This is a genomic window from Cupriavidus sp. 05L310, assembly GCF_056398185.1.
Window position 1 is genome coordinate 156,804 of the sequence record NZ_JBFTOX010000001.1, and the last position, 16,493, is coordinate 173,296.

Consider the following 16,493-nt stretch of genomic DNA (forward strand, 5'->3'; position numbering starts at 1 on the left):
CGGATTCCGCATCCGCGGCAAGGCGGTTCCCGTTGTTGAACAATGAAAGCGGTGGCATCTACGGCCGCCATGCCGAGCCAATCAATTAATCAATCATTCTTGAGATGTCTTTGTTCAGCCGTAACCATTGAGGAGCCGAAATGTCCGTGGAATCCAAACTCGCAGATCTTGGCCTTGCGCTGCCGCAGCCGCCGCAGCCCCTGGGCAGCTACACCGCGACCAGTGAAGCAGGCGACCTTCTTTTTATATCGGGGCAACTCCCGCTTCGGGAGGGCCGCGTCATTTTTCAAGGGCGCGTTGGCGAAGTCCTGACCGTGGAGCAAGGCAAGCAGGCGGCTGAACTGGCCGCTTTGAACGTTCTGGCGCAAATCAGGCACTACCTTGGCGGATTTGAGCGGCTGGATCATATCGTGCGCGTCGAAGGCCATGTGAGCAGTGCCGAGGGCTATTTCGATCAACCCGCGGTGATCAACGGCGCCTCGGATTTGTTTGCCGCCGTGCTGGGTGAAAAGGCCGGCCATGCACGTTCGGCGTTCTCGCATAACCAGCTGCCTGCCAACGCCGCTGTCGTGCTGGTAGTCATCGCGAAGATAAGGCCGGCGCAGTAGCTCAGTGCGCGAACTTCTCCACCAGGAAATCGACGAAGGTTCGCACGCGCAGCGACAAATGGCGCGCGTGCGGGTAGAGCAGGATGAACGGCCGGGTGGCCCCGCCATACTCCGGCAACACCTCCACCAGATTCCCCTCGCGCAGGTCAGACTCCACCACGAATCGATAGGTCTGAAACAATCCCGCTCCTGCGCGCGCCAGCGTAGCGCCGCCGAGCACGTCCTCGGAGCATCCGTAGCTTCCCGTTGTCGCGATGTCGATGTGTTTCCCTTCATGACTGAAGGTCCAGGCCAACCGCCGTCCACTGCTGGGAATATCGAACTGAATGCACTCGTGCGTGTGCAACTCGTCAAGCGTAGTCGGTTTGCCCGCGCGCTTGAGATAGCCCGGCGTAGCGACGACCACGAGTTCCGCGTCCTCCAGTTTCCTGGCGATGAGCGTGGAGTCCTCGGGCGCCTTGCCACGGACCGACAGATCGTAGACGTCGTCTGCGAATTCGACGTTGCGATTGCTGATATGGGTTTCGACGGAAACATCGGGGAAGCGCCGATGGAATTCCGGCAGCACCGGTAGCACCCGGTAGTGCGCATATGGGGTTGGCAGGCTGATGCGCAGCAGACCTGCCGGACTCCCGTGTTGACCGCTCACTTGCCGCTCGGCATCGACCAGTTGCGCCAGCGCGTTGCGAGATTGCTCGAAATAGATCCGGCCTTCATCCGTCAACCTTATCTGGCGTGTCGTCCTGACAAAGAGGCGTACACCCAGACGCGATTCCAGGCGGGAAACGGAGCGGCTTACTGCTGCCGGCGTCACGCTGGTGGCAATCGCTGCTGCCGTAAAACTGCTGAGTTCTGCGGCGAGACAGAAGAGCTCGATGCTGCCGAGCTGAAGGTCATCGAATTTGCGTTTCATCGTTTTGCGGGCATGTAACGACTGTTATGTCGCGAGGGGCGTTTATCGGTGCCGGCCCATCCAATAGATTGGAGTCCCCGGGCTGGACACGCATTGCAATCAGCCCTTCATTCAGGAGAACTCGATGCAGTTGATCTACGTTGGCGACCCGATGTGTTCGTGGTGTTACGGATTTGGAAATATTTTGACGGAACTCACGGAAACAAGGCCGGACCTGCCCCTGAAAATTGTAGTGGGCGGCATACGCGCAGGGGCAACGGACATTCTGGACGACGCCGGCAAACGCTTCCGCCTTCAACACTGGACGCGCGCGGAGCAGGCTAGCGGTCTTCAATTCAACCGCAAGGGGTTCCTGGCTCGCGAAGGCTTTGTATACGATACGGAACCCATCTGCCGAGCGGTGGTAACCGCGCGCGCATTTGCTCCAGGACAGAATCCGCTTCCGCTATTTCGTACTCTGCAGCGAGCATTCTACATTGATGCCCGAGATACCACGGCAACGGATGTTCTGGTCGAAGTGGCAGCCGGCGCCCTGGCAGACAGCGGCCTCGATGTATCGAAGCAGGCATTTCGCGATCTCTTCGAATCCGATAATGTGAAGCAAGCGACGCAGGCGGATTTTTCCCTCGCCCGTAGCTGGGGTATATCAAGTTTCCCGAGTTTGCTCGTCGAAGATCGAGGACAGTTGCAACTTCTGGCGACGGGGTTCACATCCCTGGATATTTTGAACAATCGATTGAACAAGGTATTGGGCGAGCGCGCATTTGCGCGGCATGAATGAAACGTTGTCTCCACGGCCGGGGGCCATGTGTTGGCAATCCAATTTCGCTGCATGGATCGTAGCGGTCCCGGCAATATCGCCCCCTGAGATGCCGGATTCTCGCGGGGCGAGCTGACGCGCAGCCTGCCCGGCAGCGGGGGCAGGTCCATCAGGTGCCGGAGTGGTAGTGGATGGTCTGCGTGGTCAGGTGCTACATGCTACGATTTCCTCCATAAATCTCTCCGACATCCATCAAGGGAGGCGGACATGGCGATAGTCGAAAACGGCAACCAGGAAACCGAGTTTTGGGAGGGCGTGCGCGTAGCCGCGGACTCCCGCTACCGGGCCGAACAGGCCGCGAAGATGCGGCGCACTATCGGCTGGGCCTTGGGGTTCTCAATCGCAGGCCTGTGCTTGGCGCTGGTAGCTCACCGGCGACACCGGGACACCGTGCATCTGTTTGGCTTGGGCGATGAGAAGCAAAATGGCTAGTGATTTTCTGCCCACTCCATGATCCATGATCCATGAGTAACGATGGGAGATTGCCGTGTCGAGCCATGTCTTTGTCGAAGAAGGGGATTACCACTGCCACTGCACGGTCTGGGAGTCACATGGCGGGATTTGGCAGGCATCAGTATTGTTCGAGCGAAAGATCGATCACACCAACGAGTTCATCCCTGGCTTGCGGCACAAGATGAAAAACCGGTTCGGCAGCAAGGATGAAGCGATCCGCGAAGCAATTGCCTACGCAAAGGCTTGCGTCGAGAACACGCAGACGGGGCTGTAGTCTCACGCCATTTTCCCGGCCGCTGCGCCTGCTTCATGGTCGATCATGGGCCGTGCAATGATGGCACTTGCCGTGCGACTAACCGGTATCGGCCAGGTCATATGGGGTATGACACCACTATCCAGGGGTGACCAGCGTGTACTTGGGGCGTGGAAGCCCAGGCACGAGGCAGCCCGAAGCGCTTTTGGCCGTGCGTATCTTCTCCGCTATTGCGTCCCGGACACAGGTGGGGGCGGAGATGCAGGGCCCGGCGCCATTCAGCGCCGGGCCAGGCGAACTACGGACAGGCGCGGCTGAAGGAGTCATCATGCAAGAGCTTGCCTTTCGCACCATGCTGTACCGCTACTTCTTCTTCGGCTGGCTGTTCCGCGACGTCAGCCGGGGCAATCTCGTCGAACGTACCGTCGCCTGGCGTTTCAACCAGGCGCACGCGCACTGGCTGCTGACCTATATGCGGCGCTGGCTCTGGTGCGGGCTGTCCTTCTGCGCCCTGGGTGGCGTGGTCGAACTGATGCTGCGCGCGCCTGGCCTGTCGGCGCTCTTCTACGTGCCCGGTGTGCTCAGCGTGCCGGTCAACGTCGTCATCGTTGTGCTCTGGATCGGCCTGAAGGCACTTCCCGGGCCGCTGTGAGCGGTGGCGCCGGCGCCGGCCAGAGTGCTGAATTTTCGGGCCAAGAAGGCCCGACATCCCCGGGCGCTTCGGGAATGTGCCGGGCGGCCGTGGCCGGCCAGCCTTGATTCCCGCTGCCAGTCGCCATGTCAGGCCCACTATGTGTATAGAATAGCGGCTGCCCTTCCCGGGCAGCCAATTTATCAATGCAATCCATACGCAAACGACCAGCCATCGACGGTGATCTCGGCTGGTATGAATCATCACCTTCCCGTCATTCCGGTCTCGGAGCGCGCCTCAAGGGGGAGCAGCATTTCGATGTTGCCATCGTAGGGGCCGGTTTCACCGGCATCTCGCTGGCACGCCGGCTGGCGGAGATCCGTCCGCAGGCAAGGATCGCCCTTATCGACGCACTTGAGATCGGCCAGGGCACCTCGGGCCGCAACGCTGGCTTCCTGATCGATGTGCCGCACAACGTGGATGGTGGACAGCCGGACGCCGAATACGAGCGCCAGCTGTTCGCGCTGAACAATTTTGCCATCAGCCAGTTGCGCGGCCTGAAAGAACGATACCGCATCGATTGCGGCTGGCACGACGCGGGGAAATACATGTCGGCGCACGAGGAAGGCAATCTAGCCAGGCTCGCGTGTTTTGCCGACGCCCTGAAGGCCGCTGGCTTCGAATATGAAGTCGTGGAAGGACACGCCCTCTCGCGGCGGCTCGGCACAAGCTATTACAAGGCGGCGGTCTATACACCCGGCAACGTGCTGGTAAACCCGGCGGCCCTGGTTCGCGGTCTGGCCGCTGCGCTACCGGAATCAGTCACGCTGTTCGCGGCGAGCCCGGTAGTGGCCTGCGACTACGGGCCAGTCCATACCCTGAAGTTCCTGGGCGGCACCTTGCGCGCTGACGTGCTGGCGCTAACCGTCGGCAGTTTCAGCGAGGCATTCGGCCGCGCCGGGAACCGGCTGGCTTCACTCTTCACCTATGCGAGCCTGACCGAACCGCTATCCGGCAGCGAAGTCTCGACCCATTTCAGCGGGGTACGGCCCTGGGGTACCACATCGGCGCACCCGGCCGGAACCACCGTCCGCTACACGCCTGACGGGCGCATCTTTGTGCGCAACACGTTTCACCTTCAGCCTGCGCTGCGCAGCAGCGACACCTGCCTGCAGGCCGCATGGGCAAACCACCGCACGTCATTCGAGGCGCGCTTTCCCTCCATTGCCGGTAAGCGCTTCGAATACACGTGGGGCGGGCTCATCAGCATGACGCTCAACCATCACTCCGTGTTCCGCAAGGATGGGGAGAACTTCTTCAGCACCGTGGGGTGCAATGGTGTCGGCGTCGTCAAGGGCACGTATCTCGGCCACTTCATGGCCGAGTACATGAATGGCATGCGGAGCAGGGAGCTTGACTTCATCATGGCAAACAGCCGTCCAGGCTGGATGCCGCCTGAACCTTTCAAGCGCATCGGTGCATCGCTTCGACTCAGGCGTGAAGTGGCGGGTGCAGGAGGGGATGTCTAGGGGTGCCTGCGGAGCCGGGCCTCCGTGGGGGCGACGGAATATCGCTTGCAGCCCCGTGGAGGGCTTCCCGCCTGCCGCATGGGAACGCGGATGTGAAAAAAAACCGGAACTGTGCGGGGGTGCCCATTCCGGTTTCGCGCAGCGTGCGCGTAAGTGGTGCAGCGACGCTGCGAAGGGTGAATTTAAACACATCTACATCTGAAATAGATATCGCTTAATTCTCATGTTGTTGTCAGCCAACGCTGAATAGTGATTTGAGGTCCGTCACGTGAGGCTTTCATCATATCCGGTGGGAACCTCGGAGACACACATGTCCGGAGGCCGGTTGGATGCGCCGGACGATGCCGGGAGAGCCAGATGACGGCAGGCTGTTTTTTCTTTGCACACTTGCGTGCGGCACCAGCGGATTTTGCGTGCCGTTAGAGGCGGGGAAGATATGGCGCCACGCCGCTGGCGCCTGCGTTTTCGAGTGTTGCGCCCCGTCAACATCGGACAGGTCTCGGGCTTGCAAAGCTGTTGGAAGTGGTTAAGCTCCCCTCATATCGTTATAGTTTTTATAACCAATAAGAGGCGTGAAGCATGAACGCACTAGCTGCGCTTGCCGTTGGATGGAGCGGGGTTGCGCCGAGCGACGGCATTCGGAATGCGGTTCAAGGAAACCCATCAAGTATTGTTGGTTTCTCCAGTGAGGAGGTAGATGCTTACCTTGCTTCCTATGTCGGCATGTACGGAAATCCCGCCGCACCCGTCTGGCTCTGCGACATTACGCCAAATACCGATGGCAAGTCGCTGACAGCACCGCTCAATCCTTTGCACGAGCCAGTTGTATGGGACAAATACTTTCGACAGCGGAATCAGGAAAATATGATGCGCTGGCAAAGCCATCAGAAAGCGGCAAAGCTCATTTCCTCAGCACGCTCGGCGGCATTTGGCGCAGAAGCATGCGACTGGAAGCATTACTTCATGCACCACCTTTACGGTCCCTCCGGCGGGGAATTCAGGATCAGTCTGTTTCCTTTGCCCACGGGCGCAAACGGAAACAGATGCTGGGCCAGGGTGTACCGGAACCAACCGGCGCTTAATCCCCAGAGTCGATACCTCAGTCTATGCCGGACGGGTGGCCGTTTCCGCTTCATTGCGAAATTGAGGCAACGCATGCAGCCCAAGGTAATTGTCTGCATAGGCGCATGCCATGCGGACGACTTTCTGCGCGCATTCGAGTTCTCCAATGCGAGAGGTACGGACGCGATACTGCAGCCAGCGGATTTACCCGTGAGATTGCAGGTGTTCACCCAGGACAATACGACGTTGGTCATCTCGCCGGCGTTTGGAGGCGTGGCAGGCCTCAACTCCGACGTGTTGTTAAGTGCGATGGGGCGCTTCACCGCGCAATGGCTGGCCGCCACCGATTTCCCTTCGCCATTGGAGAAAGTTTAATGGTTAAAACGACTCGGCAGCTGCACCAGGAGCCCGTTTGAAAACTGAAGGATGGGTGACTCTGCGCAGTAGCAGCCCGCCCATTGCGATATAGACCATGGTCTCGGACGCATCAGGACGCCGCTCGTAGTCTCTCCATCCGAAGGTACGCTCCATCACCCAACGCCGGGGTAGCACCGCGAAACCAACCTGATCCTCGTGGCGGCGCACCACCTGCACGACGAAATCGAGCGTCGCGGCTCTATCCATCAAAGTGCGACGATCGTACGCACCATCTGCAAACAGATCCCCAGTCCCGGCCGGCACTTCGTTAGCGTCTCCAGAACCGCCAACGCCCTTGTGCTGTCGGCGATGCCCGCAGGCGTCAAGTTCACCATCAAGCACCACGAGGCCGGTGGCAGCGCGTCGCGTGCATCGCGCAAATACAATAATGTCGACATTAAATTCTAACGCTGCTATGATCGTGCTCAAGATAGCCTGGGCCGGTAGAAATCGCTTGTTGCGCAGTTGGTTGGTGAGGCAACAAGCACCTGGCAAGCTGGGTGATAGTCCAGAAAACATGGGGGAGACGATGTCATTACTGAAAAAGCTGCTCGCAGCGGCGCTGTGCGCCGAGGCAATCATTGCCTTGTGCGCGGCAGGTCCGCTCCAGGCACAGGAAGCCTGGCCCGCGCGCCCGATTCAAATGATCGTGCCGTCGTCTCCCGGATCGGGAACCGACGCGCTGGCGCGGGTCATGGCGCGCCGCCTTTCCGAATCGCTGAAGCAATCTGTGGTCGTGGAGAACCGGCCGGGTGGCAGTGGGGTGATCGGGACGAACGCCGTCCTCAAGGCGGCGCCGGATGGCTACACGATTCTCTACACAACGGCATCCAACATGGTGGTTGCGCCGGCTGTCATCAAGCCCATTTCCCAGGAGGCAAGAAAGAGCCTCGTGCCGATCGCGCAGACTGCGGTGGGTGGGGTGTTGCTGCTGGTGAGCCCGGATCTGCCGGTGCACGACTTGCCTGGACTCATTGCGCTCGTGAAGGCGAATCCGGATAAGTACAGCTATGGCAGCTGGGGCACCGGCTCGTCCGCGCACTTGACGATGGAGTGGCTAAAGAAGCAGACCGGCATGAAGACCGAACACGTCGCATATCGGACCTCCAGTCAACTGCTCACCGAACTATCCTCGGGGGTGCTGAAGATCGGCTGGACCGATCCCAGCGTGGCAGTTCCGTTCCTGCAATCCGGGAAGGTGCGCGGCATTGCGATTGTGGGCAACGTGCGGTCTCCCCAGCTCGCCGACGTCAAAACGATGGGTGAACAGGGTTACAAGTTCAGCACGGTGGGATGGTTCGGCATGTTCGCGCCGGCCGGAACTAGTCCGGCGATCGCGAAGCGGCTGGCCGATGAGGTCAACAAGGTGCAGGCGTTGCCGGAGATCGCGGCCCTGATGAAGAAACTGAACTTCGAGCCGCCTCCTGTAAAGTCCTCCGCGCAGTTGGGCGAGATCGTCCGGAATGATCTGCAAGTCTGGACGAAGATCGCCAACGACGCAGGAATCAGGCTCGAGGAATAAGATGTGCCGTGCGCGGCATTGCGGGCTGCCCGGGACAAAGCCGCCATTCCCGGCCCGATAGCAGCCAGCCGTCCGGATCCCTTGGCAGCTTCGAGCGGGTCGTTCATTTGGCGGGTGACCGGCGTTCTCGCCTTGTCGATCTTGGTAATGGCGGTCACATCGACCCTGCATCTGGATACGGCCCCTGGCCGGGCGCTAAGGAATTATTGCGTGAATTGCTCTGAACTTTCGGGTGCGGTTCCTGCCGCCACATCGCCGCAAACCCTGCGCGTTGATTTTCACCTTGACCTGATTTGCCCCTGGTGCTGGATTGGATTGCGTAATCTGCGCTCAGCATGGGCAAGCATTCGACAGCAGCATCCTGGGTTGGTGCTGGAGACGATATGGCATGCCAATGCCTTGCTGCCGCAGATTCCTGCGCAAGGCATTCCGTACCAAGAATTCTATGAAGCAAGGCTTGGTGGCCAGCGGGCTGTGGCGATGCGCCGCGCACAGATTCGCGCTGTGGCCGCATCGGTTGATCTATCGTTGAACTTCGAAGCCATTGCGACCTTCCCGAATTCGGCGCTGGCATGTGCCCTGGTCAATGCGGCCCAGTCCAGGCTTGTGCCGGAGGCCATGTACCAGTTGGTAGAGTCCATCTACCGTGCATTCTTCTCCCAGGGGCAAGACATCGGTTCGACCGAGACACTGCAGGCCCTGGCTCAATCGTCAGGGTTCAGTTGGGATGCCAGGGCGTGCTCTCCGCTCCGGTCTTCAATGGGGGCCGGCCATGCAGGAGGGGTTCCTTATCTCGTCTTCAATGGCCAGTGGCCGGTCACTGGCGCAGTTCCAGCAAGCGAGTTGATTCAGATCATGCAGAAAGCCGTGGCGGCCAGGCGTCTGAACTGCGAGTGCAAATCCGATGCTTGATTCCGAATGGATTCTGGTCGGGCCTCCGGAGTCGCTGGCTCCAGGCGCGCGCAAACTGGTCTTGCTGCAAGACGGTCAATCGGCAATCGTGTTCAACCTTGCCGGCCAGTTCTTTGCCATGGAAAACAGTTGCCCGCATGCGGGAGCCTCCATGGCAGGAGGTTCGTGTGTTGAGCACGTTATCAGCTGCCCTGCACACGGCTTGCGATTTGACATTCGCAACGGCCAGTGCACCGCATCTCCGGGCTTGCGTATCCGCACCTATGAAGTCGTCGTGGAGGACAAGCAACTTTGGCTACGCCCGTCAGAATGCTTGAAGGCTGGTCGGGTGCTATTGCCGCGCAGACGTCAGGCCGAGGTGGTTGCAGCCTGCTGATGACTCGCCATCCGGATCGAAGCTGCGGTAGTCGGCGATCCAGTGCTGCCGCGTCAGCGGACCATTGTCATAAAAGGACAAGTTCGAGGCGCGCAAGGTAAAGCGGGAAGTGGCGCCAGGCCAGATGATTCACTCATCGCGAAGGACACTCTGACTTCAACCGGGTAAGCGAGATGCAAATGCACTTCTGGACAACGCTCTTCTGCCTGAAAACCAGCAGCCTCTGGTCATTCAAGCCGCGCCCTACGGACCGCAATGGTTACATCACAAGGCCGATACGCAGCGACGCTTGAACGCCCGGAGCCCAGCAGCAATCCAAGCCGTTCCCGCTTGAGCATCACTGCTAGCCGGGAGAGGCCATAGGTGGCTTTCCCAAGCCGCCCATGGCAAATTTTCTGCAGCCTGACCAACTGTGCCACCAAATTCATTTGTCCTTTGGCGAGTGCAAGCGGCAAGCCGCAGGCGAACTGTCATATTTGATACAGAACAGGAGACAACATGGCAAAAGTCGTTAAATTCTACGAAACGGGTGGGCCCGAGGTCCTTCGTTTCGAGGACGTTGAGGTTGGTGAACCGGGACCGGGAGAGGTCCGCGTCCGCCACGTGGCCGTGGGCCTGAATTTTGCCGATACCTACTTCCGCGGTGGCATTTACCAGGTTCCGCTGCCCAGCGGCGTCGGCAACGAGGCAGCCGGCGTGGTCGAGGCAGTTGGTGCCGGCGTGACCCAGTTGGCGGTCGGCGACCGTGTGACCTACACAGGTTTTATCAACACGCTGGGCGCCTACAGCACTGAGCGGCTGATTTCTGCCGCACTGCTGATCAAACTGCCGGAGGCCATCAGTTGCGAAGCCGCGGCGGCCATGACCATGCGGGGCTTGTCCGCTGCTTACCTGGTGCGTCGGATCTATCCTTTCGTGGCGGGCGACGCCGTGCTGCTGCATGCCGCAGCGGGCGGTGTTGGCCTGATCGTTTCGCAATGGGCCAAATTGCTCGGGCTGACGGTGATTGGCACGGTTTCGACCGATGCCAAGGCCGAAGTGGCGCGCGCCCACGGCTGCGATCACACGATCAACTACAGCCATGAGGATGTGGCCAAGCGCGTGCGGGAACTGACGGACGGAGTGGGTGTGTCCGTGGTCTTCGACAGCGTGGGCAAGGCCACCTTCATGTCCTCGCTGGACTCCCTCAAGCGCCGCGGGCTGATGGTCTGCGTCGGTACCGCCTCCGGCACGATCCCGCCGTTCGATCCGCAGATTCTGGCCCGCAAGGGCTCGCTGTACCTGACCCGCCCGGGCCTGGCCGATTACATCGCCGATCCGGCCGAGAAGGCGGCACTGGTCGATGAGCTGTTCGGCCACGTGGCGGCAGGCCGCATCCGCATCGAGATCAATCAGCGCTATGCCTTGGAGGACGCCGTGCAGGCGCATCGGGACCTGGAAGCTCGAAAGACCACGGGTTCGTCCATTTTCGAGATTTGAGTGTTCCCGCTTCCTGGGAAACGCGAGCCGTCAGGCTGCATTGGTCGGCGAAGCGTAACCCAGTGATTTGGCAGTCGGGTCAGGTTGTTCAGGACCCGCTGTCGGCAGCGTTCTTCGTTGTACGCGGCCTCGGGATCCACATGTCCCACGTCATGGCCCTGTGTGTCGCAGAAGAGCGCCGCGATCTCATTAACGGTGGCGGTAGCGGTGATAGCGATCGCCTTGGCGTCGCCGATCCGCGCCGACCGCCGTCGGTAAAAGTCGCTCGGCGTGGTATCCGGCTCGCCGAATGCGACGGCAACAAGATGCCGCGCGGCAGAGGCCTTGCTGGGCGAGCGGCGCGTCTTTGACGGCAGTATCTTGCCGACAGAGATCATGTTGCCCGGAACCAGGCATAGCCACGATGTGAATGCCGCCTTCCCCCTGAATGCACGTACGGCTTCCGATCATCTGCCTGCGATCTGCACCCTTCAATTCCGAATGACTCTGCGCGGCGTGAGTGCGCCGGTTTGGGCACGCGTGCTCAACCCCGATCACATGACGCCGGGAAAGTGCCGATCAAATCGGTGCGCGAGTCGTCGCGACATCGGCTGAGCGCGTTGTCATGAGCATGTGTAAAAGTCAGGTACGGGAATGAAGCGTCAAATCAGTTTTGCGGAAGCGTAAGGGCAGGGTAACGCGCCGGCAGCACTTCCTGGCGGCGATGAAAAGCGTTGTGCCGTGGCAGCGGCCGATAGCGGCGCTCTAGCCAAACTACCCCAGGGGCCGACGAGTCGGACGTATCGCAGGCGCAGGCATTGCCGCATGGCCACGAGGACCATGCGTTTGGCGATGCGGGCTACACGGGAGTAGAGAAGCGCGATGCAATTCGGCGGGTTCTGTGGCCCTGGACGATGACGCTATTGTTCACGTCCGCGATGGTCGTCGCGCCCAGCATGGCCATATTTCGGTCGACCTCATCGCGCAGGAGCGTTATGGCGTGGCGAACGCCCTCGGCTCCCCCAACGGCCGCAGCGTAAACAAAAGGTCGCCCCAGGAAGACAAAGCGGGCTCCCAGTGCCAACGCTTTCAGAACATCACCGCCTCGCCGGATACCGCTGTCCATCATGACGGTTGTCTTGTGCGCGACTGCCTCACAAATCTCCGGCAATACAGCAAGCGGTTCCACGGCACCGTCCAATTGGCGCCCGCCGTGATTCGAGACAATGATGCCGTCGGCGCCCAAGGCGACAGCGCGTGCGGCGTCGGACGTATGCAAAATGCCCTTGATGACCAGGTTGCCGCGCCATCTTTGCCGGATTCGCTCGATATCCGTCCAGCTCAGGTGATCGCGTCCCGTCGTATCGCGAATGGCGGAGGCCGACAGGATCGGCGCGCCGCGAGACGCAAAAGAATTCTCAAAATGCGGCATCCCACTCGAAACGAGGGTTCTGGCGAACGTCCCGGCCAGCCAACGCGGCCGAGACACGCCATCGAATGCCAGGCGGACAGATGGTCGCAAAGGCAAAGAGAAGCCAGTACGGACGTTATTCTCCCGGTTGGCCCAAACGGGAATATCAACCGTAAGGACAAGCGTAGCGAACCCGGCCGCTTCAATCCGCTCAATCAGGGCATCCCTGCGCGCGGCGTCACCTGGCAGGTAGGCCTGAAACCACGTACCTGGCGCGGCCGCCTGAACGGCTTCCATCGGAATCAAGGACGTGCCGCTCATGATTGCGGGTATCCGCTCTTCCCGCGCCGTTTGCGCGAGGACCACATCGCCGCGGTAAGCGGCAATCGCACTGATTCCAACGGGCGCCACGCCAAAGGGAGACGCGTAACGTTGCCCAAAGATCTCAGTCGCTTGCGACCGTCCCGACACGTCGACAAGAACTTTGGGACGAAACTTGACCTCGTCGAATGCCGTCCTGTTCGCGGCAAGCGACTTTTCATCCTCCGCGGCACCGGCGATGTAGCCAAAGATCGGGCGCGGAAGCACTCTCTTTGCCGCGACTTCAAAATCGGCAAGCGAGAGGATCGGCCGCAGTCGTCTATGAATCTGACGGTTGGCGCCATAGGCAGGCTTGGCGGGCATTCCAGCGCTCGGAACGGCTTGGCTTTCTGCAACTTCTGTTTGAGATGTCATCTTGATTTGAAGCGTCTATCAGGCCCAACCGCTGTCACTATCAGCCACGCCGGATCACATCGATCATTAGGCGAACGTGCCTCGCTGGCGCATCAGCTCACGGAACAGCGCCTCGTTCTTCTCGAACGGCGCACGCCCGTGGAGGTAGAAGTAGTTGTTCAGGACAACCAGATCGCCGACGGGTAGCGACACTTCCTTTGTTCCCGGCGAAGCCTCCATGGAAGTCGACAGGTCGTTGAGAAATGCAGCCTCCTCGCGATTGCGAGGCTGTACAAACTGATCGATGAAGGACATCGACAACCCAAACTCATTCTGGAAGAAGAGTGGGCGCTCGACTCTATCGCCGACATTCTTGGACCCCGGTGCCTTGTAGAGGAAAGGCTGCGTCCCGAGACGGTGACTGACAAACCGGTCACGCGCCTCCCAATCGTCCAGATGCAGGAATCGGGACTCGCCGCCGATTGCATTCTGTTCTGCAAACTTCATCATCAACAGCCAGTCCGTCGCTTCGGTAACGAAGGTGCCATCGGTGTGCATCGTGAAGAGTCGATAGGCTTGGCGCAAATAGGAGTCGCTATCGTCCGTGTGCTTGACCACGAAGCGAGCATAGTAATTGCCCGACATCGCATCGTGGTTGCTGGGACCAAGGAGGTGCCCAATGGCAGTGCCGAAGCGAACGAAATCGTCGGCGTCCGTCGTCAGTCCCTGGAGGCCTACCGTAAAGCCACCATGCTGCCGATCCTTCACAATGCCGTTGATGGTTGTAGCGAAGTCCTCGCCGACGTGCTTCGCGAGTACATCCGCGAGCTCGTAGCGCATGAAGGGGACATACTCGAGGTTCTGAACATCGACCTTGCGTACGTCGTGCAGGAACCCAAGAAGGGCCTCGCGCTCAACGGTCACATGCAGGATGCGATGGTGATCTGCGTGGGCAGATAATTGGAAACGGGGCTCGTCATTGCTGGCAAGCACTGCCGCAGGAAACGGGGCATTCATCGATAGCTCTCCGGGATGTTGTATGGCGCTATTTCATCTGGATTCTTTGATATGATCCAGATGGAAGACAGTAATCTTTGTTCCGAAATCGAGATTAAAACGATGATTGACGTTCGCCAGTTGCAGTGTTTCCTCGCCGTGGCGGAAGAGCTTCACTTTGCGAAGGCGGCAGATCGCCTGGGTGTCGCCCAATCAGGGCTCAGCACCCAGATCCAGCGCCTTGAACAAGATTTGGGGGTCACGCTCTTGAATCGCAACAAAAGGAAGCCGGTGTCACTTACCGACGCGGGGCACCTGTTCCATGCCGAGGCTGTGGCGGCGTTGCGGCACATTGAGCGAGCCGACCAGGTGGGACGCTTGGCTGCCCGAGGGCTGGCTGGCGTCATCCGTGTCGGCTATGTGGCATCTGGCGTAAGCAGCGGCCTTTTGTCCATGATGCTGAGCGAGTTTCGGAAATCACACGAGATGGTCCGGATCGAAGTCGTGCCAATGGAAACGCCAAGGCAGCTCGAAGCGCTCAGCGATGGCCAGATCGATGTGGGAATTGTCAGGCCAAGACGGCTCTATCCGGCCGGCGTCATCACGAAAGTCATACAGACTGAACGCCTGCTGGCCGCAATGACAGGAAGTCATCCCCTTGCAAAGCGAGGGACGGTTTCAGCGCGCGCGCTAGCAGATCAGTCCTTTATCGTCCCGCAGTTTGCGGACGAGGAAGGATTCGGGTCTGCGTTATCCGCCCTGGGCAAAGCCGGGGGGTTCACGCCTCATCTGGAATATCGCGTCCAGGATTTCATCTCCGCGATTTGCCTCGCGTCCGCGGGATACGGAGTGGCCATCGTGCCTGAGTCAATGCAGAACTTCTCCCAGCCAGGTATCTTTTACACGCAGATCGCCGACTTTAAATTCTCAGTGCACCTGGCGCTAGCTCACAGGCGTCGGGAAATATCCCCGGCGGTACGGGCATTCGTGCAACTCGGAACCGAGATATTCAATGGCCGTGCCTGAATCGATCAACGGGATCCTGCATCGTCCCCGCGATGGAGGATCGTGGGGACGATGGGTTGGGTGCCGGCAGCGCGCTCAGCCGCGTCGCGTTTCCGCGACGTAACACCATCTGCCAATGAGGAACACGGTGAAGGGCAGAACTGCCGCGAGCGGTAGCCAGCGCAAGGCGACTTGAAGACCGACTGCGTCCGCTACCATACCGGTGATAAAGGGGCCTGCTGCGAGTCCCAATATATTGTTAAACAACGTCAGTGTGGCAAATGCCGAGCCATGAATAGCTGGCGGTGTGGCTCCGGCAATGATCGCGCTGCATGTGCCGAACGAGCTCGCAAGGAAGAACACGCCGGGCGCAAGGAGCGCGAGTTGCAGATTACCTTGTGGCAAGCGGAACGCAATCGCCAGCAGAGTGCCTAGCACGAGGCAATAGCCAATGGCCATGTTCCACCGCTTGAGCGACGAATCCCCGCTGATCCGATCGGTCATCACACCGCACATGAGTTGGCCCAGGCCGCTGACAAGGACGAGCCCGGCCGCCAGTACGGCCGCCTGGCTGACAGGCATGCCCCAGTAGCGATTCAGGTAGCTGGGCAGCCACACGAAAAGCGTACCCTGAACGAAGATCTGCAGGGCGCAGCCGAGGTACGCGCAAAAGACGGAACGGGACGGAAACAGGCCGGAGAAAAGCGCACGCGGTGTCAGTTTCACATGCCCGTATACCTGAGTTCCGTTCGCATTGTCCGGTTGCGCGCTTGCAAGCTTTTCTTCCGTGACCACGAAGTAATAAATGATCACCAGCACAAAGCCAATGATCGCCATCAGACCCATCGACCAGCGCCAGCCAAAGTGCGTCGCAATGATGCCGGAAAGCGAAACACCGAGCACGGACCCAAAAGCGGCGGCAGACGTAAAGCCTCCGGCAATGGTGGACCGCATATGCTTTGGAAAGACGCTAACGAGCATAGCGAATCCGACACTGCCGTAGGCAGCCTCGCCGACACCAACGAACAAGCGCGCGACGAACATCTCGTGGTAGGTGCTGGCAATGGCGCACCCGAGCGTGGCAACACTCCACACCGCAACCATCAGCGCAATGCTTTTGACTCGTCCCCAGCGGTCCGCGATTATGGAAAATGGGAGGGTCAGCACGCCAACCGCCAACGGCACCACGCTGCTAATCGAACCGAGCTGTGTATCGGAAATCTGCCACTGCACTTTCAAGAGTGGAAACAAGGCATTGATCGCCTGCCGCGACATATAGTCGGACAGTAACAGGCAAAACATCAATGCAAACACGACCCACGCGTAGGGTCGGGCACCAGTGGGAGCCGCAGCCGGCTCAGCCGGCATCGCGTTACTCGTACATGGGTTCAATTATGTCTCCTCTAGTGATTC

At 59.8% G+C, this 16,493-nt stretch carries 17 protein-coding genes and 3 pseudogenes; 15 read left to right on the top strand and 5 right to left on the bottom strand.

Annotation, left to right across the window (positions count from 1 at the left end; genetic code table 11):
• Window positions 1-140: 140 nt before the first annotated feature.
• On the top strand, window positions 141-608 hold the full coding sequence (locus tag AC1DS6_RS00725) for a RidA family protein (RefSeq protein ID WP_441627929.1): 468 nt from the start codon (window positions 141-143) through the stop codon (window positions 606-608).
• 1 nt (window position 609) lies between these two features.
• Here AC1DS6_RS00725 and AC1DS6_RS00730 read toward each other — a convergent pair whose 3' ends face one another.
• The gene (locus AC1DS6_RS00730; RefSeq protein ID WP_441627927.1) at window positions 610-1,521 is read right to left on the bottom strand and encodes a LysR family transcriptional regulator; all 912 of its coding nucleotides are present in this window, start codon (window positions 1,519-1,521) and stop codon (window positions 610-612) included.
• A 124-nt stretch (window positions 1,522-1,645) separates the two neighbouring features.
• Here AC1DS6_RS00730 and AC1DS6_RS00735 point away from each other — a divergent pair, with 124 nt between their 5' ends.
• The 6 genes from AC1DS6_RS00735 to AC1DS6_RS00760 all read left to right on the top strand — a co-directional run bounded on the left by AC1DS6_RS00735 (window position 1,646) and on the right by AC1DS6_RS00760 (window position 6,644).
• Complete coding sequence (locus tag AC1DS6_RS00735) at window positions 1,646-2,302, top strand: DsbA family protein (protein ID WP_477101720.1); 657 nt, start codon at window positions 1,646-1,648, stop codon at window positions 2,300-2,302.
• Window positions 2,303-2,548: 246 nt separating this feature from the next.
• Window positions 2,549-2,773, top strand: coding sequence for a hypothetical protein (locus AC1DS6_RS00740; protein WP_477101721.1), 225 nt, complete (start codon window positions 2,549-2,551; stop codon window positions 2,771-2,773).
• A 55-nt stretch (window positions 2,774-2,828) separates the two neighbouring features.
• On the top strand, window positions 2,829-3,068 hold the full coding sequence (locus tag AC1DS6_RS00745; RefSeq protein ID WP_441627921.1) for a hypothetical protein: 240 nt from the start codon (window positions 2,829-2,831) through the stop codon (window positions 3,066-3,068).
• A gap of 307 nt (window positions 3,069-3,375) precedes the next feature.
• Window positions 3,376-3,699 carry a hypothetical protein gene (locus AC1DS6_RS00750; protein WP_441627920.1) on the top strand — a complete coding sequence of 108 codons (324 nt, stop codon included), beginning with the start codon at window positions 3,376-3,378 and terminating at the stop codon, window positions 3,697-3,699.
• Between the two features lie 185 nt (window positions 3,700-3,884).
• Window positions 3,885-5,207, top strand: coding sequence for an NAD(P)/FAD-dependent oxidoreductase (locus AC1DS6_RS00755; protein WP_477101722.1), 1,323 nt, complete (start codon window positions 3,885-3,887; stop codon window positions 5,205-5,207).
• Between the two features lie 579 nt (window positions 5,208-5,786).
• A complete protein-coding gene (locus AC1DS6_RS00760) occupies window positions 5,787-6,644 on the top strand; it encodes a transcriptional regulator (protein WP_477101723.1) in 858 nt (285 codons plus the stop codon).
• Between the two features lie 3 nt (window positions 6,645-6,647).
• Here AC1DS6_RS00760 and AC1DS6_RS00765 read toward each other — a convergent pair.
• Window positions 6,648-7,024 (bottom strand): annotated as a pseudogene (locus AC1DS6_RS00765) (transposase); the annotation flags it as partial.
• Window positions 7,025-7,215: 191 nt separating this feature from the next.
• On the opposite strand from AC1DS6_RS00765, the gene AC1DS6_RS00770 reads away from it, so the two are divergent.
• From AC1DS6_RS00770 to AC1DS6_RS00800, 7 genes and pseudogenes are all read left to right on the top strand, one after another.
• Window positions 7,216-8,208, top strand: coding sequence for a Bug family tripartite tricarboxylate transporter substrate binding protein (locus AC1DS6_RS00770; protein ID WP_441627914.1), 993 nt, complete (start codon window positions 7,216-7,218; stop codon window positions 8,206-8,208).
• An 8-nt stretch (window positions 8,209-8,216) separates the two neighbouring features.
• Window positions 8,217-8,432 carry an alpha/beta hydrolase gene (locus AC1DS6_RS00775; protein ID WP_477101724.1) on the top strand — a complete coding sequence of 72 codons (216 nt, stop codon included), beginning with the start codon at window positions 8,217-8,219 and terminating at the stop codon, window positions 8,430-8,432.
• Window positions 8,419-9,120 carry a DsbA family protein gene (locus AC1DS6_RS00780; protein ID WP_477101725.1) on the top strand — a complete coding sequence of 234 codons (702 nt, stop codon included), beginning with the start codon at window positions 8,419-8,421 and terminating at the stop codon, window positions 9,118-9,120. Before AC1DS6_RS00775 ends, AC1DS6_RS00780 begins: the two co-directional genes overlap by 14 nt.
• The gene (locus AC1DS6_RS00785; RefSeq protein WP_477101726.1) at window positions 9,113-9,496 is read left to right on the top strand and encodes a Rieske (2Fe-2S) protein; all 384 of its coding nucleotides are present in this window, start codon (window positions 9,113-9,115) and stop codon (window positions 9,494-9,496) included. Before AC1DS6_RS00780 ends, AC1DS6_RS00785 begins: the two co-directional genes overlap by 8 nt.
• Before the next feature lie 498 nt (window positions 9,497-9,994).
• The gene (locus AC1DS6_RS00790; RefSeq protein ID WP_477101727.1) at window positions 9,995-10,975 is read left to right on the top strand and encodes a quinone oxidoreductase family protein; all 981 of its coding nucleotides are present in this window, start codon (window positions 9,995-9,997) and stop codon (window positions 10,973-10,975) included.
• Between the two features lie 633 nt (window positions 10,976-11,608).
• Window positions 11,609-11,720: pseudogene (locus AC1DS6_RS00795) on the top strand (IS5/IS1182 family transposase); the annotation flags it as partial.
• Between the two features lie 19 nt (window positions 11,721-11,739).
• Window positions 11,740-11,859, top strand: a pseudogene (locus tag AC1DS6_RS00800) (IS5/IS1182 family transposase); the annotation flags it as partial.
• Here AC1DS6_RS00800 and AC1DS6_RS00805 read toward each other — a convergent pair.
• A complete protein-coding gene (locus AC1DS6_RS00805; protein WP_441627905.1) occupies window positions 11,814-13,049 on the bottom strand; it encodes an alpha-hydroxy acid oxidase in 1,236 nt (411 codons plus the stop codon). The pseudogene AC1DS6_RS00800 and the gene AC1DS6_RS00805 sit on opposite strands and share 46 nt — an antisense overlap.
• A gap of 117 nt (window positions 13,050-13,166) precedes the next feature.
• Window positions 13,167-14,096, bottom strand: a complete 930-nt coding sequence (gene glaH, locus AC1DS6_RS00810; protein ID WP_441627903.1) for a glutarate dioxygenase GlaH — start codon at window positions 14,094-14,096, stop codon at window positions 13,167-13,169.
• 51 nt (window positions 14,097-14,147) lie between these two features.
• Here glaH and AC1DS6_RS00815 point away from each other — a divergent pair, with 51 nt between their 5' ends.
• Window positions 14,148-15,101: a LysR family transcriptional regulator gene (locus AC1DS6_RS00815; protein WP_441627901.1), complete on the top strand. Its 954-nt coding sequence runs from the start codon at window positions 14,148-14,150 to the stop codon at window positions 15,099-15,101.
• 75 nt (window positions 15,102-15,176) lie between these two features.
• Here the strand turns inward: AC1DS6_RS00815 and AC1DS6_RS00820 are convergent, their stop codons facing one another.
• A complete protein-coding gene (locus AC1DS6_RS00820) occupies window positions 15,177-16,448 on the bottom strand; it encodes an MFS transporter (protein ID WP_441628023.1) in 1,272 nt (423 codons plus the stop codon).
• Between the last annotated feature and the right edge of the window lie 45 nt (window positions 16,449-16,493).